21 protein-coding genes and 1 pseudogene are annotated in these 22046 nt (G+C 69.4%); 10 read left to right on the top strand and 12 right to left on the bottom strand.

Features of this window, described 5'->3' with window-relative positions; all coding sequences use genetic code 11:
- Positions 1 to 24: 24 nt before the first annotated feature.
- The 9 genes from ACIBLA_RS03280 to ACIBLA_RS03240 form a co-directional block, all read right to left on the bottom strand.
- Positions 25 to 1011 carry a terpene synthase family protein gene (locus ACIBLA_RS03280; RefSeq protein WP_399197631.1) on the bottom strand — a complete coding sequence of 329 codons (987 nt, stop codon included), beginning with the start codon at positions 1009 to 1011 and terminating at the stop codon, positions 25 to 27.
- The gene (locus ACIBLA_RS03275; protein WP_399197630.1) at positions 1008 to 2354 is read right to left on the bottom strand and encodes a cytochrome P450; all 1347 of its coding nucleotides are present in this window, start codon (positions 2352 to 2354) and stop codon (positions 1008 to 1010) included. The genes ACIBLA_RS03280 and ACIBLA_RS03275 overlap by 4 nt, the downstream gene beginning before the upstream one ends.
- 21 nt (positions 2355 to 2375) lie before the next feature.
- Positions 2376 to 3974 carry a prenyltransferase/squalene oxidase repeat-containing protein gene (locus tag ACIBLA_RS03270; RefSeq protein WP_399197629.1) on the bottom strand — a complete coding sequence of 533 codons (1599 nt, stop codon included), beginning with the start codon at positions 3972 to 3974 and terminating at the stop codon, positions 2376 to 2378.
- A 74-nt stretch (positions 3975 to 4048) separates the two neighbouring features.
- Positions 4049 to 5131, bottom strand: a complete 1083-nt coding sequence (locus tag ACIBLA_RS03265) for a polyprenyl synthetase family protein (protein WP_399197628.1) — start codon at positions 5129 to 5131, stop codon at positions 4049 to 4051.
- 147 nt (positions 5132 to 5278) lie between these two features.
- Positions 5279 to 6580: a cytochrome P450 gene (locus ACIBLA_RS03260; protein WP_399197627.1), complete on the bottom strand. Its 1302-nt coding sequence runs from the start codon at positions 6578 to 6580 to the stop codon at positions 5279 to 5281.
- Entirely contained in the window at positions 6577 to 7158 is a 582-nt protein-coding gene (locus tag ACIBLA_RS03255; protein ID WP_363239711.1) for an ATP/GTP-binding protein, read from the bottom strand. Before ACIBLA_RS03255 ends, ACIBLA_RS03260 begins: the two co-directional genes overlap by 4 nt.
- 10 nt (positions 7159 to 7168) lie before the next feature.
- Positions 7169 to 7549: a DUF742 domain-containing protein gene (locus ACIBLA_RS03250; RefSeq protein ID WP_363239710.1), complete on the bottom strand. Its 381-nt coding sequence runs from the start codon at positions 7547 to 7549 to the stop codon at positions 7169 to 7171.
- Positions 7546 to 7959 carry a roadblock/LC7 domain-containing protein gene (locus ACIBLA_RS03245; RefSeq protein WP_363239873.1) on the bottom strand — a complete coding sequence of 138 codons (414 nt, stop codon included), beginning with the start codon at positions 7957 to 7959 and terminating at the stop codon, positions 7546 to 7548. The genes ACIBLA_RS03250 and ACIBLA_RS03245 overlap by 4 nt, the downstream gene beginning before the upstream one ends.
- 2 nt (positions 7960 to 7961) lie before the next feature.
- Positions 7962 to 9368, bottom strand: a complete 1407-nt coding sequence (locus ACIBLA_RS03240) for an ATP-binding protein (RefSeq protein ID WP_399197626.1) — start codon at positions 9366 to 9368, stop codon at positions 7962 to 7964.
- Between the two features lie 388 nt (positions 9369 to 9756).
- Between ACIBLA_RS03240 and ACIBLA_RS03235 the strand changes: the two are divergent.
- A pseudogene (locus ACIBLA_RS03235) lies at positions 9757 to 9870 on the top strand (PPOX class F420-dependent oxidoreductase); the annotation flags it as partial.
- On the opposite strand, the gene ACIBLA_RS03230 reads toward ACIBLA_RS03235, so the two are convergent.
- Together ACIBLA_RS03230 and rsgA are read right to left on the bottom strand one after the other, a co-directional pair.
- Complete coding sequence (locus tag ACIBLA_RS03230) at positions 9840 to 11240, bottom strand: AlkA N-terminal domain-containing protein (RefSeq protein ID WP_363239872.1); 1401 nt, start codon at positions 11238 to 11240, stop codon at positions 9840 to 9842. The pseudogene ACIBLA_RS03235 and the gene ACIBLA_RS03230 sit on opposite strands and share 31 nt — an antisense overlap.
- 115 nt (positions 11241 to 11355) lie before the next feature.
- The gene (rsgA, locus tag ACIBLA_RS03225; RefSeq protein ID WP_363239707.1) at positions 11356 to 12468 is read right to left on the bottom strand and encodes a ribosome small subunit-dependent GTPase A; all 1113 of its coding nucleotides are present in this window, start codon (positions 12466 to 12468) and stop codon (positions 11356 to 11358) included.
- 438 nt (positions 12469 to 12906) lie between these two features.
- On the opposite strand from rsgA, the gene ACIBLA_RS03220 reads away from it, so the two are divergent.
- Complete coding sequence (locus ACIBLA_RS03220) at positions 12907 to 14091, top strand: HEAT repeat domain-containing protein (protein ID WP_363239706.1); 1185 nt, start codon at positions 12907 to 12909, stop codon at positions 14089 to 14091.
- 85 nt (positions 14092 to 14176) lie between these two features.
- Here the strand turns inward: ACIBLA_RS03220 and ACIBLA_RS03215 are convergent, their stop codons facing one another.
- A complete protein-coding gene (locus tag ACIBLA_RS03215) occupies positions 14177 to 14821 on the bottom strand; it encodes a winged helix-turn-helix transcriptional regulator (RefSeq protein WP_363239705.1) in 645 nt (214 codons plus the stop codon).
- Between the two features lie 298 nt (positions 14822 to 15119).
- Between ACIBLA_RS03215 and ACIBLA_RS03210 the strand changes: the two genes are divergently transcribed.
- The 8 genes from ACIBLA_RS03210 to ACIBLA_RS03175 all read left to right on the top strand — a co-directional run bounded on the left by ACIBLA_RS03210 (position 15120) and on the right by ACIBLA_RS03175 (position 22021).
- The gene (locus ACIBLA_RS03210) at positions 15120 to 15554 is read left to right on the top strand and encodes a DUF1428 family protein (RefSeq protein WP_363239704.1); all 435 of its coding nucleotides are present in this window, start codon (positions 15120 to 15122) and stop codon (positions 15552 to 15554) included.
- A complete protein-coding gene (locus tag ACIBLA_RS03205; RefSeq protein ID WP_363239703.1) occupies positions 15551 to 16819 on the top strand; it encodes an MFS transporter in 1269 nt (422 codons plus the stop codon). Before ACIBLA_RS03210 ends, ACIBLA_RS03205 begins: the two co-directional genes overlap by 4 nt.
- 117 nt (positions 16820 to 16936) lie before the next feature.
- Positions 16937 to 17467: an SRPBCC family protein gene (locus ACIBLA_RS03200; protein WP_363239702.1), complete on the top strand. Its 531-nt coding sequence runs from the start codon at positions 16937 to 16939 to the stop codon at positions 17465 to 17467.
- Complete coding sequence (locus ACIBLA_RS03195; RefSeq protein WP_363239701.1) at positions 17464 to 17934, top strand: SRPBCC domain-containing protein; 471 nt, start codon at positions 17464 to 17466, stop codon at positions 17932 to 17934. The genes ACIBLA_RS03200 and ACIBLA_RS03195 overlap by 4 nt, the downstream gene beginning before the upstream one ends.
- A 23-nt stretch (positions 17935 to 17957) precedes the next feature.
- Complete coding sequence (locus tag ACIBLA_RS03190; protein WP_363239700.1) at positions 17958 to 18692, top strand: SDR family oxidoreductase; 735 nt, start codon at positions 17958 to 17960, stop codon at positions 18690 to 18692.
- Complete coding sequence (locus ACIBLA_RS03185; protein ID WP_363239699.1) at positions 18677 to 19483, top strand: methyltransferase domain-containing protein; 807 nt, start codon at positions 18677 to 18679, stop codon at positions 19481 to 19483. The genes ACIBLA_RS03190 and ACIBLA_RS03185 overlap by 16 nt, the downstream gene beginning before the upstream one ends.
- A gap of 31 nt (positions 19484 to 19514) precedes the next feature.
- Positions 19515 to 20600, top strand: coding sequence for a ScyD/ScyE family protein (locus tag ACIBLA_RS03180; protein WP_363239698.1), 1086 nt, complete (start codon positions 19515 to 19517; stop codon positions 20598 to 20600).
- 17 nt (positions 20601 to 20617) lie between these two features.
- Complete coding sequence (locus ACIBLA_RS03175; protein WP_363239697.1) at positions 20618 to 22021, top strand: AarF/UbiB family protein; 1404 nt, start codon at positions 20618 to 20620, stop codon at positions 22019 to 22021.
- Positions 22022 to 22046: the final 25 nt, after the last annotated feature.

Here is a 22046-nt window from a genome sequence, read left to right as displayed (position 1 = left end):
GTAGCGGGGCGGGGTGGACTGCCCCTAGGTCTGATAACGGGAGTGGTCGATGTGCCAGACGTAGGAGGACGCGATGGACTTGAGGGCGTGCGCGTGATCGCGGAGGGGGCCCTCGCCGACGGCCAGTTCGGCGATACGGCCGGTGGCCACGGCCGCCTGCTGTTCGCACATACGGGAGGCCAGCCGGTACGCCTCAACGAGGTCGCACCCGTGCTGTCGCATCAGCAGTGACGGCAGGTTGAGCGTGGTCGGACCGTCGTGGGCCGTCTCCTTCGCGTACGAGGCGAGGTCGTTGATCCAGCCGGCGAGGTCCGCGACGGCGGTCTGTAGTTCCCGGACCGGCTCCAAGGACCTGTCCGCTTCGGTCAGTTCGTACCGGAGGGCGACTTCCGCCGTGGCCATGAGGGTCCGGACGAAGACGGTGTGCGGACGCATCGCGCGGTAGTCGGACATGGTGACGTGGTGGTGCCCGTCGATGTCCGCGTGGTCGGGTCCGTCCAGGTGGTGCGCCTCCCAGAGGATGCCGAAGAGATTGTCCCGCAGGTGTGCGGTGAGCCGCAGGTACTGGGTGGGAGTGGCCCGTTCCCCGAACCGGGTCAGGAGATCGCGCAGCGCGGCGCCGAAGGCGCTCGGGGTGCCCGGTGGCTCGTCGTGGCCGGCCAAGAGATGGACGCACTCACCGATCGCGCGGACGAGACGAGCCGGGTCGTCGGCCCCGGTGGCCTCCCCGTGCGCGTCGTCGAACGCGGTGAGCCACAGGAAGAGATCGGCGCAGAGGAAGAGTCCGTCCCGGTCGGCCGTCGGGAAGGTGCGGGCCATCCCCTGGCCGGTGATGTTGGCAAGGGCGCCCAGTTTGCGCGCTGAGCCGACGAGCGGGAACGTCCGAAGCCACTCGGTGGCGTGCCGCTCGATGTCGTCGGCGTACGGGCTCGCGGGGAAGGGACCGGGGAAGGAGTCCCGCAGGTCGGGCATCGGCAGGGCGGGTGCCCGCGTGCGGGTCGCGTCGTTCATCGTGCCGTCCCCGCGATGCTGTGGCGCCTGAGTTCGGGCACCATGTGCAGAGACGAGGGGTGCGTGGTGATCGCTCCGACCGGGCGTACCGTCTCGGGGGTCGGCCGCAGTCGCCAGCGGGACGCGACCAGCGCGGTGATGAGGGTCGCCTCGGTCCAGGCGAACGCGTCGCCCATGCACATGCGTTTGCCGGAACCGAACGGGATGAAGGCGCCCTTCGGTGGCTGGGGGCGCTCCGGGAGCCAGCGGTCGGGGTCGAAGCGCAGCGGATCGGGGTAGAGGTCGGGATCCCGGTGCAGCGCGTAGGCGCTCCAGATCACATCCGTGCCCGCCGGGAGGCTGAACTCACCGAGACTCACGTCCGAGATGGCCTTGCGGGTCACGAGCCACGCGGGGCTGTACAGCCGCAGGGTTTCGCTGACGAGTCTGCGGGTGTGGACGAGTTGGGGGATCCGGTCGGCGGTGAGCGGACCTGTCGCGAGCACGGAGTCGACTTCCTCGTGGAGCCGGCGCTCCAGGTCCGGGTTGCGGCCGAGTTCGTGGAAGAGCCAGGCGAGCACGACCGCGGTGGTCTCGGAGCCCGCGGCGAGCAGCCCGACGACCTCCGACAGGATCTCGTCGTCGGGCAGTGTCTCGCCGGATTCGTCCCTGGCCGTCAGCAGCAGCGAGACGATGTCGTCGTACGCGTCGGGGTGGGCGCGGTGTTCCGCGATGATGTCGGCGACCGCGGCGCGCAGCGCGGTGCCCGCGGCGTCGGCCTTCCGGTTGCGCCGGGTGGGGAGTCGTTCCAGGACGGAGACGGGCAGCAGGGCACGTTTGATGGCGGTCCTGAAGACGGTGTCGACGCTGTTGAGGATCTCGTAGGCGGGATCTCGCCGGGGCGATGCGGAGAACATGGTCGACATGACGACGCCCTGTGTCATGAGCTGCATCTCGGTCTTCAGGTCGAGTGAGGTTCCGCCGTCCCAGGCCGCGATGTACGGCTGCACGGTCTCGCGCATCGTGTTGACGTAGCCCGCGATCTGCTGGCGGTGGAAGGCCGGCTGCATGAGGCGGCGCCGACGCAGGTGCGGCTTGCCTTCCGCGACGGGCAGGGCGTCCTTGCCGAAGAGTTTGAGCTTTTCGAAGAGCAGCCCCTTGGTGAACTCGTCGGCCTGGCTGGTGAGCATCTTGTGCATCAGCTCGGGCGAGTTGACCACGGTCAGCGACTTCGGGCCGACGGTGATGCGGACGATCGGGCCGTGAGTGCGCAGGCTCTGGATGAAGGCGAGGCGGTCCTTGATCAGAGGTACGGCGTGTCCGACGAGCGGCAGTTTCCCGGGCGCGATCGGTGGAACGTTCATGCCGGTGCTCACGTGTCTGTCCTACCTTTCCCCGTCGGTGGGTGTGGTCTGTTGGCCGTTCAGGCCGTGACGTGTCCGCAGCAGCTCCCGCACGGCGAGGACTTCCGCTTCGATCATGGCGCCGGGGGCGTACAGGGTTTTGTCGTGCCAGAGCGCGGGATGGTGGCCGGCGCCCGCCGTGTCGTTCAGATAGGTCTCGGCGCGGTCCAGGGCGCGGGCGTGCCGCGGGGTCCGGTCGGCGGTGGACAGCAGGATCTTCGCGGCGTACGCGGTCTCCTCCGTGGTGCCGCCCCACACTCCCCAGGAGCCGTCGTCACGCTGGGTGTCGAGGGTCCAGGCCACCGCGGTCCCGACGGCCGCGGACGCGTGGTCCGAGCCGTGACGCGTCAGCGCGGTGACGCACCGTGCGGTGGCGTAGTAGGGGGAAGCGTGCCATTTGTCGGGCCACGGTCCTTCGGGGCGCTGCTGGTCCACGAGCCAGTCGCGCAGCTTGTCCGTCCGGGGACCGTAGAGGTGCCGTGTCTCGGGGTGGCGGCGCTGGTAGCCGGCGAGCGCTTGGAGGGCGTGGGCGTTCGCGGTGATCGATCCGGTGTCCTCGCCGATGTAGCAGTCGTAGTGACTGCCGTTGTGGAAGAGGTCAAGTGGCTCCGGGGTGTGCTCCAGACCGACCAGTGAGGACACCAGCACGGCCATGGCGGTGTCGTCGGCGTCCGTCATGAGTCCGGGTGCGCCGCGTACGCCTCGGGGGTCGTAGAGGTCGTCGGCCCAGCCGCGGACGGTGGGCACACTGGCGGCCGGCAGATGGGTGCCGGCCAGCGCGGCGGCGACCCACAGGCGTTCGAAGACGAGGATGGGAGCCGCCTCGGGGAAGCTACCCGCGTAGCGTTCCGCGACGGTTTGGAGGGCCGCGACGGTTTCCGCCGCGGGTTCCGGGGAGGCCGTCGCTGCGCGGGCGGCGGTGGCGGCGGGTGAACTGCCCAGCAGGTCAGGGCCGTTGGGTATGAGCGCCCGCGGTATGTAGCCGGCTATGCCTTCGAACGTGTGGTGGAGCTTGACGGGGAGAGTGCCCGCCGCGGCGTAGCGCTTCGCCACGTACGCGGGCACGCCTTGGTCATAGCCTCCGGGCAGCGCGGGTCCGGGGCCCGGACGCCATCCGTCGACGACCGGTGTCGTGTCGTCGGCGGTGAGTGCGATCCGCTCGTGGATCTTCGCGACCAGGCTGGGGACGAGGATCTCGGCCGCGGCGGTGTCGGGCCACGGTCCGGCCTGGGGCAGCGCGCGCAGCGCGGCGAGGCCTCGGTCCACCGCGGTGGCGAGCCGCCGTGCCGTCTCCCCGGACGTGGCGCCCCGCCGCAGGAGGGCCAGTGCGGCCTCCACGCCGCTGAGCGTCGGCAGCAGCCGGTAACGCTCCGGCCCTTCGCCCCAACTGCCGTCGGGAGCCTGCTCGTTCAGCAGATACGTGATGCGGCGCGGCTCTCCGGGAAGCCAGGGGGCCGCCGAGATGACGCGGGCGGTCTCGTACAGGGAGGGGCGGACGCTGCCCCACCTGTCCTGGTCGATCCTCGCCACCAGGTCTGCGGCCTGTTCGGAGTAGGTCGCGTTCACGACCGTGTCGCTCATGGGTTGTTCCACCTCACGGTTGCGGTGACGGGTACGGGCGGGCACTCGGTCGGTCGGCGGGGGGCGGGGGGCGGTCATGTCTGCCGGTCCGTGGCGGCCAGCGCGATCTGGCGCAGCTCGGCGGTGGTCACTTCCGGGAAGGGAGCCTCGTCCAGTGCGGTGAGGGCCGCGTCCCGGCGTTCGGTGATCATTTCTTCCACGGTCTGCCGGGCCCCGGTGGACTCCAGAATGGTCCGGACCTCAGCGGCCCGGTCGTCGTCGAGGTCACTCCGGCCGACGAGGTCGCGCAGGGTCTCGCGCTGGGCGGGAGACGCCCGTTGGAAGGCGAGGCCCATCAGTACGGTGGCCTTGCCCTCGCGCAGATCGTCCAGTATCGACTTGCCGGTCTCGGCGGGATCGCCGAAGACTCCGAGCAGGTCATCCCGTAGCTGAAACGCTTCTCCTAGCGGGATACCGAAGGCGGTGCAGGCGTCGAGCACCCGGGGGGCGGCCCCGCCCACCGCCGCCCCGATATGAAGCGGGCGTTCAACGGTGTACTTGGCGGTCTTGTAGCGGATGACATGCAGAGCCGTTTCGACATCGCCGGTCAGCCGGCCCGTGGACTGGAGGTCCAGGAGCTGGCCGTACATGAGTTCGCTGCGCATGTCCGCCACCAGGGGCATCACCTGGGCGAGCCTGCTCGGGTCGAGACCCGCCGTGTGGAGGAGTTCGTCCGACCAGACCAGTGCCAGGTCCCCAAGGAGGACGGCCGCGCCCAGCCCGTGTGCGGCGGCACGGCCTCGCGGACCGCCTCTGTCGGTGTACGCGGCGGCCAGCGCGCGGTGTGCGGACGGCTGGCCCCGGCGGACATCGCTGTCATCCATCACGTCGTCGTGCACCAGGGCGAATACCTGGAAGAGTTCGAGGCTCGCAGCCGCGCGTATCGCGGCCGCCATCTCTCCGTCCCCTCCGGCGGCCTGCCATCCGTAGACGCACAACACCGATCGCAGCCGTTTCCCGCTGGTGAGGAACCCGCGCAGGGTGCTGGTCAGATAGAGCAGTTCGGTTCCCGGCGCGGCCAGGTCCTTGGCGTCAAGGAATCCGGTGAGCACCGCACCCACCTGGTGCCGTACGGACAGGAGGCCCGGCGGACTCGTGCCGGGACGTGTGTTGGTCATGGTGGTTGATCCCCTTTCGGTCGAGAACCGTCATGGCGGTTCCGTTCGGGCAGAGGACGGGACCAGGACACTGCTTTTCGCACAGATGTCACGGTGGTGCGCGTCATTCGGCCGGCGGCACCACCGCGACACGGAATTGTGAACGGGCTACGAAGCGGTCACCGACTCGCGGTCGGCAGCCGTCGAGGACGACCCCGGCTCCTGGCCGGTGGTACTCCGGCTCCAGGGGGTGACGCCCTTGGCGTCGGGGGTCAGCGGCGTGAACCGCGCGGGAAGCGACGTGAGCGTCCGGTGGATGGGCCCGTCGCGATAGGTCAACTGGTCGGCCGGGACGGCCAGTTCGATGTCCGGCAGATAGCTGGCGAGTCGTTCGATCGCGGCGGTCGCGATCAGCAGGGCGAGATCACGGGCCGGACAGGCGTGCGGCCCGGCCGCGAACGCCAGGTGCGCCTTGGTGCCCGAGCGGTAGCCGTCGGCCGGCATCCCCGAGTGCGGGCAGGTGTTGGCGGCGGCGTACGACACCATGACCGGGGAGCCGGCCGGAATGTGCTTGCCGTAGAAGGTGACGTCCTCCTTGGGGAAGTGGAAGCTGTAGTTCGCCAGCGGGGAGTCATACCACAGCGCGTCGTCGATGGCGTGCTGGACCGGCAGACTTCCGGTGCTGAGCGTGCCGAAGTACCGCTCGTCGCTGAGCATGCGGACGCAGGTGTTCGCGATGAGGTTGGCTGTCGGCTCGTTCCCGGCGCCGAGGGTGATGATGATCTGGTTGATCGCCTCCTCCTGGCTCAGCCCGTTGGGGTGGTCGATGAACCAGGACGTCAGGTCATGGCCGCGCTGTGCGGCCTTGGTCTGATAGAGGGCCCCCAGGTAGGCGCCGAACAACTGGGCGCCGTCCGCCTTGCGTTCCGGGTCGGTGTCCATCATGGCCGCGAGAGCCCCCACGAGCCGGGGACCGTGTTCGTCGCCCATGCCGAACAGGGCGTTGAAGACCATCAGCGGCAGCTGCTGCGCGTACTGGCTGACGAGGTCGACCTTCCCGGTGTCGGCGAAGTCCTGGAGCAGCCTGTCCGCGTGACGGAACGTCAGAACCCGTACGTCGTTGGGGTCGAGGAGAGCGAAGCTGTCGGTGATCACCTTGCGCAGGTGCGTGTGCTCGTCACCGTCGGCGAAGAAGAGACTGGGCCGCCACTCCACCAGGGGTCTGATCGGGCTGTTCTCCGGCACCTGGGGCAACCAACTGCGGGTGTCCTTGGACCAGGTGGCCGTGTCCTGGAGGAGTTCGATCGCCGCCTGGTAGTCGGTGACCAGATGGACGACGACGCCGGGAGAGATCTCGGCGACGCCGACCGGCCCCTGAATACGCAGCAGTTCATAACTGTGCTGAGGATTGGCCGCGTGCGCGGCCCCGTGCAGGGGCACGGCTGTGGCGGCTGGGGGTGTGGTACTCACGAGGCTCCGACTCCGGCCGAGGATATGGAATGGGCGGTCAGTGCGATGAGTGCGCTGAGACTGCTGTTCATCTCGCGGGCATCACACGTGATGAGTGGGGTGTCTGGGGCGAGGTCGAGCTTCTTACGAACGACCTCCAGGTCGTAAGCAGGTGAGTCAGGGAAGGTATTGACGGCCACGGCGTACGGCAAACCGCGCTCCTCGATAAGATCCATCACCTCGAAGGACTCGTCCAGGCGCCGGGTGTCCACCAGGACGAGCGCACCGAGGGCCCCGAAGGCGATGCCCTCCCACAGCGGAAGGAACCGCCGCTGACCGGGAGTTCCGTACAGGTACAGGACAACTCGGTCGCCCGGCAGGGTCAGTCGGCCGAAGTCGATGGCGACCGTGGTGGTCGTCTTGTCCCGCAGACCGACCAGGCTCACGTCGTCGGCGTCGGCCGCCGCGTCCGTCATGACCTCGTCGGTGTGCAGCGTCGGGATCTGTGAAAGCGTCCTGATCGCGGTCGTCTTGCCCACGCCGAGAGGACCCGCGACAAGGATCTTGACTCTCTGGTGCTCCCCCTCGGGGAGGTACACGGGACGCGGGCTAGGCGACACGGAGGGATTGGAGTCCACTCAGCACCTCTTCCATGAGTTGCAGCGACGGCCGACCGGCGCGCGAGGGGGCGAGAGCATCAGGAATGGGCACACTTGCGTTTAACAGACCGTCACTGACGAGTTGTTCGGCGAGCATCAGACCCACACTGGCCGGCAGTGCGAGATAGGCGGCTATCTCGACGGCGGTGAGGGAACCACCCGTCACCAGCTCGACCACGCGGCGGTGCACCGCCGTGTGGTACGCGGCGAGCGGAACGCCACTGGCACGCAGAGCGGTCAGGGTGTCAAGGGTGGTGGGCAGCGGGGCCCCGCCGGCTCCGGTCGCCAGATACGCCGGAAGCAGCCGCCGCTGATGCTGACCGCGGCTCATGACGCGCCGTCGTGACTACGCGCGGAGACAGACATGTGCTGCTCCCCGAGCTTCTTCGCCTGACGCGCCATCATGTGCACGACCACGCCCATATGCATCGAGTCGTCGCCCGCCGCCGCGATCAGGGTGTTGGCACCGGCGGGCATGACCATGTAAGTGCCCTCGGCCACCTTCACGGTGACGGTCTCGATGGGGGTGTCCGCCGCGGCCCCCAGCGCCGGGATGACAGCGGCGCGCGAGGCCGCGTGCAGTGCGGAGGTCATCGCGGCCACACCGTCCGCGTCGTCGGCCGAAAGGTTCTCGGACCGGGCCTGGACCATCCCGTCGAGGGTCATGAGCAGGGCGTGGCGGACACCTGGAATCTCAGTGATCGGGGCCAAGTACCAGGTCTCGTTGTCGCCGTAGGGCATGGTCACTGTGTGTCCTCCAAATCGGTACCGGTTCGGCCGCTTTCGAGGCCGTCCTGGAACTCACTCCAGGCTTTGAGAGACCGCTCCGGGTCCGGGGCTCGGTACGCGGGAGCGGCGAGTCCGGCCGAGGCCACCGCGGGCCCACGGCGGCGACGCTGCGGCAGACCTTCCGCACTGTCCGGTGCGGGGGTGCGCGTCTTCTCGTCGCCCGCAGCGGTTTCGGTTTCGGTTTCGGTGCCCGAGGAGGGCCGCCTCTCCGCCTTCGGCGCTACGGCCGGCTGGGGAGCCATCGCGGAAGGCGGCTCGGCCTCCTCGTCGATCGTGGCCAGAAGGTTCGGGGGAATGGTCACCACAGCACGCACCCCGCCATAGGGAGACGGATTGTCGATGGAGACATGAAAGCCGTAGTCGGCGACGAGCCGGCCAATGGCGACGAAGCCCTGCGAGGGCGGGTCGCCCAGCTCGGTGAGCATGACATCTCGGCTGTCGGCCGACACCAGCCGTACACCTCGCGACGACGCTTCCGCGGTCATGCCCTTGCCCGCGTCGTCGACCGTGATGCTGACGTTGCCGTTTCCGGTCTGGATCAGGCTGACATCCACCGCGAGGTCGTCACGGGAGTGCTCCAGCGCGTTGGCCATCAGCTCCGCGCAGGCAACGGCGACGGGCTCGGCGGCACGTCCGACGATCCCGACGTTGGAGGCTATTCGCGAGTTGATCTTGATTCGGTCGAAGCCGCGGAGACGGGAAGAAGCACCCGTGACCAGCTCCGCCACGTAGGTGTCCTTGCGGACGTGCCCCGGCCACGCGCCGCACACGATGGCGGTCCGCTGGATGAGGCGCAGGTTCTGCTCGTTGAGGTGGTCGGCGGCCAGAATCCGGTGCGTCAGGTGCCGCGCCCCGGTGAACTCCCTCTGAAGGGCGTCGAGTTCGGACTGGAGCCGGTACGACAGCGCCTGCGAGTCCTGGCTCGCGCCGCGCAGGGCCGCCCTGGCGGCGGCGTCGACGCGGCGACGCTCCGTCAGGACGATCTCCGAGACCTTGGCGAGTACGGAGTCGAGGAGTTCCGCGTCCTTCGGCCCCGCCGAACTCTCGTGAAGCAGCCCGGGTACGGGGTGGTGAGAGCTGATCAGATTGAGCTTGAGGGCCGGAAGCCGGGCGGCGACGAGATGAGCCACCTCGGCGCGGAACCGCTCCTCGCGGGCCTCCGCGTCCCGCGTGCGGGATTCGGCGCCACGTGTGCGGGATTCGGAGTCGCGCGTACGCGCCTCGGCGCTCTTCAGCGCTGCGTCCATCGCCCTGCACCGTCGCACCTGTTTGCGACGGGAGAGCGCCAGCAGCAGCACAACGACGGCCAAGACCACGGTCGCGGCGCCGAGCGCAAGGGCTGGTTCTGAGGGAGAGGTCACGGAAAAAGGGTCCTAGGGATTCGAGGGTGGAACGGGCGAGTACACCGATACGGCCGGCGTTCCCCGTCCTTGAGGTGGTGTGGGTCCAGGAGCAATTCCGACACGACCGCCGAAGCGGTCGTGATTGCTCAGCTTCATCGGGACTCCATGGCCGGACGGGGGCGGCGCGGACACTTCCGCCATCAAGTGCTGTCGCATCTCGGTGAGGGACCAACGCCAAAGCGTGGTCAGTTTAGGGGAGTTGACCGCCAACTCCCAGCGCGCACGAGCAGGCCGCGATGATCATGGGGGAAGAAATAGGGCCAGGTAGGGAGCAACTGCTGCATCACGTTCCGGTTCTTCCGCCGGAGCGGACGCCCTCGGCCGGGCGGCGGGACAGGCCCTCGCGCGTGAGGCGGAACTACTCACCGGGCCGCACGAGTTGGGGCCGCACTTCAGCGAGGAGCTGATCCGGATCCATCCACAGAAGATTCACAGCTGCGGGCTGGAGGAGACCGGCTGAAGGCCGGGGGCGCCCACGCACAGATGCCGCAGGGCGTACGAACGCCACGGCCGCCACGCCGCGTGACCGGGCTCGCCGTCCGGCGCCACGTCCGGATCGCCCAGGCCCCGCATCCGGACCAGCGCCGCCGTCCGGGCACTCACACCGGGCACGGTGAGCAGTGCCCGTTCGGCCTCCTCGCGGTTCGCCCCGGTGTCGAGCCGTACGGTGCCGTCGGCGAGGGCGGTGGCGAGCGGGCCGACCAGGGGGTCGTCCACCAGGGCGGCGGGCGCGGGAAAGAGCCGGGTGAGGGAGCCGCACGGACGCTCGACCGGGTCCCCGTACGCCGCGACGAGCCGTCGCGCCCCGGCCGGACCCGCGTGCACGCGCAGCGCGTACTCCTCGGGGTCCGCGGTGCCCGGTGCCCGCAGTCCGGGGCGGGCGGCCACGAGCGGCGCGAGGAGCGGGTCGGCGCCGAGGCGTTCGTCCACGGCGTACGGATCGGCGTCGAGGTCGAGGAGGCGGCGCAGACGCTGCACGGCGGTGGTGAGGTCACGCAGGTCGGTGAGGTGGATCCGGGCCTCCAGCCAGCCCGAGCGGGTGAGGGTGGTGGGCGGTAGCGCTTCGTCCACCGAGACGACTCCGGGGCCGTGCGGCAGGCGCAGCGTACGCCGGTAGGTACGGGCGCCGGGCGTGCCCACGACCTCCTCGACGGAGGGGACGGCCTCGTCGGCGAGCAGGTCGAACATCTCGCGCGCCGCGTAGAGGCCGCGGTAGGCGAGCCGTAGCGGAATGCCGGCGCGGGAGGGCGCGGCCGGGGCCCGGCCGGCTCCGGTGTGGGACTCGGCGCGCAGGCCGCTCGGTGTGCGGGCGTAGATCTGCCGGATCGTGTCGTTGAACTGGCGGACGCTCGCGAATCCGGCGGCGAAGGCGATCTCCGTGACCGGCAGGACGGTGGTCTGGAGCAGCGTCCTGGCGGTGTGCGCGCGCTGCGCGCGGGCGAGGGCGACGGGCCCGGCCCCGAGTTCGGCGGTGAGCTGGCGCTGGACCTGCCGGGCGCTGTAGCCGAGCCGCCCGGCCAGTCCGGGTACGCCCTCGCGGTCCACGACCCCGTCGCCGATCATCCGCATGGCGCGGCCGACGACGTCGGCGCGTACGTTCCACTCCGCCGATCCGGGGACGGCGTCCGGCCGGCAGCGGCGGCAGGCGCGGAAGCCGTTGCCCTGGGCGGCTGCGGCGGTGGGGTAGAAGCGGACGTTCTTCCGCTTCGGGGTGACCGCCGGGCAGCTGGGGCGGCAGTAGATGCCCGTGGTCTCGACGGCGAAGAAGAACGCGCCGTCGAATCGCGCGTCACGGCTGGCCACCGCCTCGTACCTGGTCTCCTCGTCCATCACGCTGTTCAGTGTGCGCCGGCTCGGGCGAGGACACTGGCGGGATTCGGACACGACGGTGGGGCGGGCTCCCGTGTCGGAGCCCGCCCCTGCCGCCCGCCTGCCGCCTCGCCGGCTACCGGATACGCCCGCGCTTGGCCTCCATGGCCGCGCGGCCCTCCGCGCCCTTGAGCCGCCAGTCGCGCCGGATCTCGGCCCGCAGCCGGGCGTCGGTCTTGGCGACGATGCGCTGGTTCTCCCGCAGCAGCTTGCGGTAGCTCGCCAGCCGCCGCTCGGGCAGCGAACCGTCCTCCAGCGCGGCGAGCACGGCACACCCCGGCTCGCTGCCGTGGGCGCAGTCCTGGAACCTGCACTCCTCGGCCAGCTCCTCGATCTCCGCGAAGACCTGCCCCACGCCCTGCCCGGCGTCCCAGAGCCCGACGCCCCGCAGACCGGGGGTGTCGATGAGCACGCCACCGCCCGGCAGCACGAGGAGATTGCGGGTGGTCGTGGTGTGCCGGCCCTTGCCGTCCACGTCGCGGATGGCCTGCACCTCCATGACGTCCTCGCCGAGCAGGGCGTTGGCGAGCGTCGACTTCCCGGCGCCCGAGACGCCGAGCAGCACGCTCGTACTGCCGGAGACGACGGCGGCCAGCACGTCGACGCCGTCCCCCGTCGCGGCGCTGACGGCGAGGACCTGTACGCCGGGCGCCGTGGTCTCGACGTCCTCGACGAGATACGAGAGGCCCGTCGGGTCCGGTACGAGGTCGGCCTTGGTGAGCACGACGAGCGGCTGTGCGCCGCTCTCCCAGGCCAGTGCCAGGAAGCGCTCGATCCGCCCGAGGTCCAGCTCGACGGCGAGCGGTACGGCGATGATCGCGTGGTCGACGTTGGCCGCGAGGATCTGTCCCTCGGAGCGCTTGGACGAGGTGGAGCGTACGAAGGCGGTACGGCGCGGCAGCAGTGTCCGTACGTACTGGGGGTCGCCGGCCGGGTCGACGGCGGCCCAGTCCCCGGTGCACACGACCTTCATCGGGTCGCGCGGCACCACGAACTCGGTGTCGGCGCGCACCATGCCGCCGGGGGTGACGACATCGCACTGGCCCCGGTCGACCCGTACGACACGTCCGGGCAGCAGGCCCTGCGCGGCGTACGGGGTGAACTCCGCCTCCCATGCCTCGTCCCAGCCGTAGGGAGCGAGCGGATGCGAAGCGGAAGAAGCCTCAAGAGAGGCACGAGAGAAAGACAAGGGGAAACCCTTCACAGGGGCGGCCCCGGCACGCGCGCCGGTTGGGCGCGGAAGTAGAGATTCGTCAGCCGGAGACCACGGAGATGGGAACGATGAGCCTCTGAACCTGGGCAGCGCCCAGCGCGACGACAGTCATCAATGTCCTCACCTCCCGCTTCTTCAGCGATCTTCCTCAGCGATCCGACAGGGCCACCACGGCACCTGTGACGGCGGCCCGCCTGCGGGGCCAACCGTAGCCGGACACCGCCGACCGCCGCGAGGCATTTATTCAATGTGGCCCCACCCGCCTCACATGACAACACCTTACTTAAGTAGCCATGCTCATCGAGGAGTTAAACAGGGAGTACTCAGAGCCTACGAGACCTTGACAGGAGTCATCTTACTTAGGTTTTCTATATCTACCTCGGATGGGGTGCACAGCCTAGCTGCGGAGGAAACATGACTCAGCCGCTCGAAGCCCGGTTGCAGGAAGGCCTGGTGTCCCTGACACCGCCGCCGCCGAGCCGGTACAACGACCCCGCGGAGTACCTCGACTTCGCCCGGCCGATCACCGAGAAGTTCCTGCCGTACGACACCCGCAGCGACAGCGAGCTGCGGGAGGTCTCCGAAGGACACGCGAGCCCGCTGGAGCGCGAGCGCGCGCTCTGGGAGCTGGCCGACCGCCACCCGGAGGAGAGCCTGTCGTTCATCGCCGGCATCATCGGCACCGAGACGGACCGCCTGGTCCGCTCGGGCGCCCTGTGGCTGGCGCTGCGCTCGGCCGGCCCGCAGAGCCTGAGCGTGCTGGAGAAGTTCGCCATGGACGACGACCCCGAGGTCGCGGACTGGGCGCGGGTACTCATCGGCGACATCACCGGTGCCAAGCCGGACCGGATGTACGACGAGGCCGAGGTCGAGGAGACCGGCTACTTCGACCAGACGGTCCCGCTCATCATCGGCGGCCGTGTCGTCATCATGACGCCGGGTGTCGGCGCGGTCCGCGCGGTGCTCTCGCCGCTGTGGTTCGACTCGATCCTCGGCCGGGTGCTGGCCAGCACCAACGTGGAGACCATCCGGACCGATCTCACGATCGAGAAGGAACTGAAGGGTCTGCACGCCGACGGCTCGCCCCACTACGAGATCTTCCCGTTCCGTGGGCTGAGCGTCGAGTACGAAGCACGCAACCTGGAGCACAACTACCTCTCCGAGACGCTGCGGCCGTTCTACCCGAGCGGCTTCGTCGGCCGGGGCGAGATGGTCGAGGTTCCCGTGTCGCTCGGCCGCGTCGCACTGACGTCGCTGGCGGGCAAGGACGAGGTCACCATCCACGGTGACGGTGCTCGTGCGCAGCGCCTGCGCGACGCCGACATGCCGTTCGTGCAGAGTGTGCGCGGCCGGTACTACGGCTGGGCCGCGGTCAACCTCGACAACACGTTCGACAACGGCACCGTCGGTGCCGGCGACGTGCAGCTGTCGAACCCGACGGACCCGATCGCGGGCCCGATGACCAACGCCAAGCTGTACGGCACCTTCCGCGGCAAGTCCGGGGACCACACCGGCGCGGGCCGCTACACCCTCAACTCGATCAAGTGCCACGGCCGTCCCGACGGCCGGATCGACGTCGTCGAGAACGCGGGCGAGTGAACCAAGCGGTGCGCCCCCACGGATTCCGTGGGGGCGCACCGTGCTGTGTGCCAAGCGTGCCGTGGCAGGCGTGCCGTGACCGGCCTCAGACGAGGCCGAGCATGAGGGAGCAGCGGAGCACGGCGTCCGAGTCGCCCTTGATCCGGACGTCGCCGGTGGCGATCGCCTGGAACGGGGAAAGCATTCTGGCTCCCACTTGGACGAATGTCTTCGCGTCGCACTCGATGGTCAGCACGGGTTCCTCCACCTCACCGCGCTCGAAGGTGACTTCACCTCCGCGGACCAGAATCTGAAAGATCTGGTCACTGACCTTGAACTCGTAGACCTCGTCGACGTCCGGGATCGCGTCCTGGACAATCATCGCCTGTACGGCGAGAAAACCCCACTCGGCGCGGGTTTCGCCGTCGGTGTCCGACTTATCGAGAAACATCAGTCCCCAACGCGCCAGCCCCAGCACGGGATACCGCAGTTCCTCACCGGTTTCGGTGAGTTGATAGAGCCGGGCCCGTCCGTCGCCGGCCACGGAGGTCTGCTCGACCACACCGCGCTCCGTGAGCATCCGGAGCCGGTCGGTGAGCAGATTGGGGCCGATACCGGGCAAGTTCTGCAGCAGGCCGTTGAATCTGGCGGGGCCGATCAGCAACTCCCGTACGACCAGCAGGGTCCATCGCTCGCCGATGACGTCCAGACCGGTTGCCAGTCCGCAGAATTGTCCGTACTCACGAGCCATGCCAGCCACCTTTACTCTTATTGTGCATAGTAACATTCCGTGGCTGCCAAGCAGAGGCCCCGACCTCGGCATCGAGGGGACCGCTCATCGGACCTCACCGGGAGGACTACCTCAGCACCGGTGCCTGACGGTCCGTCACTTCCCGGACGCCCCCGCACGGCCGCCACCACCTCACTTCACGGTGGAGGCGGGCGCGCATGATCCTTGCCGAGTTACTACTCAATCGTATAGCCTCCACGTGGACAGCTTGAGTCGCCGGCCGACTTCGCGGCCCGTTCTCGCTTGGGTGGTGGATTCCGTGTATCTCATCTGGTTCCTGCACCGGGTTCCCAGATCACGTGAGGAGGATTTCCGCACCGTCGTCCATCAGGCGATCGAAGTGTTCCGACGGCACGGTGCGATCGGCGGCACCGTAATGGAGATGAGCGATCCGACGGCGAAATACGGCTGTTCGGCGATCGACGCCGGCGTCGACGTGGCACCGGACGAGGTCCTTTACGCCGAACTCGCCTATTTCCACGACCGCGCGCACTACGACGAGGTCATGCCGAAGGTCGATGCCGACCCCGAGCTTGAGGAGCTCTACGGGACGCTCGTCCGGACAGTGGACATCAGCCGCATTCTGCGCGGCGAGTTCAGCACTCTTTTCGAGTTGGTGAACACCGAGCAACGAGACCGGCACCAGCGCACCCCGCGCAGCCAATGGCAACCGGCCCATCAGGAGCAGACGTGACGGCGGAAGATCAGCAGGCCAACAAAGCGGCGGCCGAACCGGAATGGAACTTACGCGCGGTCACCTGGCTTTCCGCCACGCAGTTCTTCATGTTCGGAATTGCCATCGGCGTCATGACCGTCGCGTGGGCGGAGGTGATTCGCTCCCTGGACATGAGTGACGGCTTCTTCGGCACCGCGCATCTGCTGCTGCCGATCGTCGGCCTCCTCACCCTGCTCTCGGCCAAACGCCTGTACCGCCACTTCGACCACCGCCATATCGGCATCTACGGTCAACTCGCGCTCATCGGGCTGCTGGTGACGCTGGCCGTCAGCACACACTTCGTGGGACTGCTGCTCGCGTTCGTACTCGCGGGGCTGGGCTCCGCACTCGTCGACACCGCCGCCAACAGCGTGTTCATGGAGATCGAAGCCCGGCGCGACCGCGAAGTGATGAACGTGATGTACGCGATCAACAGCGCCGGCACGGTCATCAGCGCCCTGGGCGCGGGCGCGCTGATCAGCCTCGGTATGGACTACCGCTGGGTCGCCGTGCTGTTCGCGGCGGTCATGGCGCCCGTCCTCATCGCCTCCTTCCTGATCGCGTACCCGCCGGTCAATCGCGACGAAGCGCCCGAGGGCGACGACAGCCCCGACCCGGAGGGCGACGTCGGCATCCTGAAGCTGATGCGTAATCCGCTGTTCCGCGTCGTGTTCCTGATGACCGTGCTGGGCATCGCGGTCGAGAGCATCGTGCAGGTCTGGTCCGTCATCTACGTCGACCAACTGCTGGACGCGCCCATCTTCTACGGCGGCGCGGCGTTCGCCCTCTTCAGCCTGACGATGATGATCGGACGGCTGATCAACGCCTGGCTGGTGACGACCCTGGGCATCCGCAAGTCGTTCCTGATCTCCGCCTTCGGAACCGCGCTGTCCGGGGCACTGCTGATGGCCGCCGTCGACCTCTGGCTGTCCGTACTCGCCTTCCTGCTCATGGGCATCGCCATCGCCGGCGTGCAGCCGACGTGTCTGAGCGCGTCGGCACGGGTGGCCCCCAGCCGGGTCAACCTGGTGGCGGCGGCGATGATGGTCCCCGCGTACGGCGCCTTCATCGCGACACCGACCGCGTACGGCTGGCTCGCCGACGCGACCTCGCTCAACGGCGCCATGGTGATCGTGGTGGCCGCGGGCGTCGGTATCGGGGTACTCGCCCTCGGGCGCCCGGTCGCCGAGGCCGACCGCGTCGCCGCCGCGCCCCCCGATCTCGCGGTGTCCCCGCAGACCTAGAACCCGTGCGGACCCAGGGGGCCCTCGTACGCACGCGGGCCCCCGCACCTGTCCAGCACTCGCACCTGCTCCTCGAACTGGCCCCAGCTCGCCCTGCTCGCAGAAGCGGAGTTACTCATGAGCGGTTCACTCACTGCCCTGGGCACGGCCTCCCGTAAGGCGCGCCAGGCCAGGCTGGTCCGGACCCTGCCGGCCTCCCCCGACCAGGTCTGGACGGCCTGGACCGATCCGGCCCGGCTGCCCGCCTGGTTCGGCCCGGTGCTGAAGGGCGCGCCGGGGCCCGGCGAGGAGTTCGTACTGGAAGGACGGGGCGCGCACGGCGACACGATCGTCTGCCGCGTACTGGCCTGGGAACCGGCCTCCGTACTGAAGTTCACCTGGCGCTACACCGGGGAGACCGACTCGCTCATCGAACTGGCGCTGTCCCCCGCGGACGGCGGCGGCACCCGGCTCGTCCTGGAGCACTCCGGCTTCGGACCGGAGGCCGACCCGGTGGACTACGCGGCCGGCTGGCACATGTACACCGACAACCTCGAAGCCCATCTCGCCGGCACACCCGCTGTGCCGGACTCCGACGCGCGCTGGATGGAACTCCTCCCCGTCTACGCCGACTCCACCGAACAACCGCAAGGAGACACCGCACCATGACGCACGCAGACGAGAACGGCAGCCCGCAGGAGTCCGTTCTGGTCCCCGACATCTTGCACTCCACGCTGGTCCGCGCGGCCCCCCACGACGTGTTCGCCCTGCTCTCCAGTGGCGAGGCGTGGGACAAGTGGTTCACCGACGGCTCATCATTCGAGGCGCGCGTGGGCAGTCCGGTGCACCTGGTGTGGCGCGGCTGGAGCGACGACGGCAAGGACATCACGGACGACGGCGAAGTGAAGGAGTGCGTGCCGGACAAGCGGTTCGCCATCACCTGGGGCACACCGCCGTCGCTGGTCACGTTCACCACCGAGGAACATCCCGACGGCACCTGGCTGCAGGTCGTGGAGACCGGCCTCCCGCAGACCAGGGCCGGGCTCGACAGGTTCGGCCAGTGCGCGGCCGGCTGGGGGGAGGCACTGACCCTGGTCCGCTGCTACGCCGAGCACGGCATCCGCCTCTCCACATGAGCAGACCGAGGAGCTGACGTCCCATGACGAATCCGCACGGACAACCGCGTGTCGCGCTGGTCACCGGCGCGAGTACGGGCCTTGGCGAGACGCTTGCCGAATTCCTCGGCGGGCTCGGCTGGAGTGTGATCCTCACCGCGCGAACGGAGTCCGACCTGGCCGTCGTCGCCAAGCGGCTGACGGACCAGGGCGGGACGGTCGTCGCTCTGCCGGGTGATGTCGGCGAGGCCTCGCACCGCGAGACGCTGATCGCCGCGGCGACGTCCCTCGGCCGGCTGGACTGGCTGGTGAACAACGCCTCCCAGATGGGCGTCAGTCCGATCCGGCCGCTGCTGGACCATCCGCTGCCCGTGTTCGAGGACGTCCTCCGTACCAATGTCGTCGCACCGGTGGCGCTCGCCCAACTGGCGCTGCCGCTCCTGAAGGACACCGGTGGGCTGGTGGTCAACCTGTCCAGCGAGGCGGCCGTGGACGTCTTCCCGTGCGCGGGGATCTACGGGGCCAGCAAGGCGGCACTGGACCAGGCGTCGCGGATCATCGCGGCGGAGGTGGCGGATTCCGGCATGGGCGTGACGCTCGTCGATCCGGGCGGCATCCGTACGCGCGGCTACGAACAGGCGGAACCCGGATTCGATCTGTCGGGCGTGCCGTACCCGGACGTCACCCTGCCGTTCTTCACCTGGCTGACCGAGCGGTCGTCGTCCGAGGTCAACGGCCGGCGGTACCTGGCACAGTCCGGACCGTGGGACGCGCGGTGAGTCCGGTGCCCGCACCGGATGCCGCACCGGATGCCGCGTACGAGCTTCCGTACAGCGCGCTGGCGCGTGTCTACGACCGCTGGATGGCGGCGGACAAGATTCCGTACGACCAGTGGTTCGCGTTCACCAAGGAACGGTTCGACGAGGCCGGTCCCGACGTGCGGACGGTGCTCGACGTCTGCTGCGGGACCGGCATGACCATACGGACGCTCCAGGACGAGGGATTCCGGGTGACCGGCGTCGACGCCTCGGCGTCGATGCTGGACATCGCCCGGACCCGTACCGATCCCGGAACCGCGCTGCACCGGCTCACCCTGCCCGACGAACGGCTCGGGGAGCTGGGCCCGTTCGACGCGGCGCTGGTCTGCTTCGACGGTGCGAACTACTTCACCGGCGACGGGGCCCTCACCGCCATCCTGCGCCAACTCGCCCGCGCCCTGCGCCCCGGCGGAGTCCTCGTGTTCGACCTGAGCACCCGGCCGAACTTCGAGTCCATCGCCGGTCTCGGCGAGTTCGGTGAGGACTTCGGCGACTTCGCCTATGTGTGGAACACCCATCACATCCAGGACTCGCCGCACTACGAGTACCTGGTGTCGCTGTTCGTTCCGGAGGGCGAGCTGTTCCGACGGGTCGTCGAGCGGCACTCGCAGCGCTGGTTCTCGCACGACGAGGTCGAGCGCGCCTTGCGGGACACGGGCTTCACGGCGACAGCCGTCACCGACAACTACAGCGACCGACGCGCGACCGACGCCACACGGCGGGACACCTGGAGTGCCCGCCTCGCGACCTGATCCCTTCCACGATGATGTCCTGGGGGCTTTGATGCTTCGCCGTCTGTCCACCGCCACGCTCGCCGCCGCCCTGCTCACGGGCATGTTGACCGGCGCCTCGCCGGCGTTGTCGTCCAGTCCGCCGCTCGAAGTGGTCGCCGACAACCTGGTGACCCCCCGTGGGCTGACCTGGGACGCCGCACAGCACCGGGTCCTGGTCACCGAAGCGGGCAAGGGCGGCCCGTCGCCGTGTGCGCCCGGCGTGGGCGGCTACCCCGCCTGCTACGGCGCGACCGGCGCGATCACCGCGTACTCGCCGGGCAAGAAGAAGTCCGTACGCGTCGCCGACGGCCTTCCGTCGGTGATCAACGAGTTCAGTGTGCTCGGACTGCACGACGTCGACGCCACGCATGGCCGGATCTCCGTGGTGTTCGGCCTCGGCGGCCAGATGTCCACCCGAGACGGTCTCGGCGAGCAGGCGCGCGGGCTGGCGCAGACCGGTGTCGTCGACCGGGGCGGGCAACTGCGGCCCGTCGGCGACCTGCTCGCGTTCGAGCAGGAGCACAACCCGCATCCGGCGGACGTCAACGCCAACGCCTACGGGCTGACCAGGGTGCCGGGCGGCACCCTGGTCGCCGAGGCCGGCGGCAACGGCATCCTGCTGGTCGGCGACAACGGCTCGGTGCGGATGGTCGCCGCGCTGCCGGACCAGATCATCGACGGCAGGACCGTGGAATCCGTACCGACCTCCATCACCCGAGGCCCCGACGGGGCGTTCTACATCAGTGAGTACAGCGGCGAACCCACCCTGATCGGCGCGGCCCGGATCTGGCGGCTGGTCCCCGGCAAGTCCCCGGTGGTCGTGGCCCGCGGGTTCACCGGCGCCATCGACCTCGCCTTCGACCGGCAGGGCCGGATGCTGGTGCTGGAGCTGGCGGAGAAGGGCTTCGACTCCCCCGACAAGACCGGAAAGCTGATCCGGGTCGAGCACGGCGGCAAGCGGACCGTGCTGGCGCGGGAGGGACTGGAGCACCCCGGAGGCGTGGCGGTCGCGCCGAACGGTGACATCTACCTCACCAACCGCACCACCACGCTGGGCGAGGCCACCGGGCAACTGCTGCGGTTGCGCGCCCGATGAGGGGTCCGTCGAGCGACGTGTCCACGCCGCCGGCGGCGCCGCTGCCCCGTGTCTCGACCGGGGCAGCGGCGCTGCGGCTCGGCCAGATCCTCACAACGGCCGCCGGGGGGACCGCCCGTCAGGTGGCGCGGCGGTCCTGGCGGCGCCTGACCGGACGGCAGATCACGCGCGGCTGGCCGGAGGAGTTCGCGCGGATCATCGAACGACTCGGCCCGGCGTTCATCAAGTTCGCGCAGATCGCCAGCACCCGCGAGGACGTCATGCCGCCGCGCGTCTGCGGCGCGCTGAGACGCCTGCACGACGCCGTCGAACCGATGCGCCCCGACGACGTACGGCGCGCGCTGACGGAGCACTTCGGCCCGGACTGGGCCGACGTACTGCGCGACTTCTCCCCCGAGCCGCTCGGTTCGGGCAGTATCGCCTGCGTCTACCCGGCGCGGCTGGCCGACGGCACTCCCGTCGCGGTGAAGCTGCGGCGGCCGGACCTCACGGATGTCATGCGCCGCGACGTGGCCATCCTGTGCGGGGTCTTCGCGCTGGCCGGCCGGCTCCCCGGCCTCCGCGGTGCCCCCCTGTCCGACATGGCGCGGGCGGTGGGGGCGAGCGTGCTGCACCAGCTCGACCTCCAGGCGGAGGCGGAGAACCTGGCGCTGCTGCACGAGGACCTGTCCACCCTCGAGTTCGTCGCCGTTCCCGAGCCCGTCAAGGAGTTGTGCGGGGAGTCCTGCGTCGTCATGGGCTTCGTGCCCGGAGTCCGTGAGGTGGTCGATGTCGCGGAGCTGAACGAGGAACGGCGCAGGACGCTGGCGGACCAGACGCTGAGGTCCGTCTTCGAGATGCTGTTCTGCACCGGGCTCGTCCACTGCGACCTGCATCCGGGCAACCTGCGGCTGACCCGTACGGGCTCGGTGGTGGTGCTCGACGCCGGGTTCGTCTACCGGACGCCCGAGGTGGTCAGGGAGAACCTGGCTCTGTTCTTCCTCAACCTCGGCTTCCGCAACGGTCCGCGCTGCGCCGAAGCGGTGCTGGCCAGCGCCGAGCAGGTGGACAAGCACAGCGACATCGACGCGTTCGTCGAAGACATGACCCGTCTGGTCGACCGTTTCGGCGGCACCACCGCGCGGGACTTCGATCTGATCGAGTTCTCCACGGAGTTGTTCGCCAGTCAGCGACGCAACGGTATCTACGCCTCGTCCGAGTTCGTGTTCCCGCTGCTCGCCCTGCTGATGGTCGAGCAGACCGTCCGGCGCCTGGACCCCGACGTGGACTTCCAGGCCATCGCCCGCCCCATCGTCTTCCGGGCCGCCGCCGGACGCCCGGCCGGCGAACGCCGCCGGCGCCTCGAAACCGGCGGCGACCCACCGGGATCCGGCACTGCGCAAACGAGGAGAAGACTCCTCGACGGGGACCTGCTGAGATGAAGTCCCGTCTCCGGCCCTGGAGGTA

It is taken from the genome of Streptomyces sp. NPDC050433 (assembly GCF_044458565.1).
Taxonomy (GTDB): domain Bacteria; phylum Actinomycetota; class Actinomycetes; order Streptomycetales; family Streptomycetaceae; genus Streptomyces.
The sequence above is the reverse complement of the archived record's forward strand: the minus strand, read 5'-3'. Positions and strand labels throughout refer to the sequence as shown.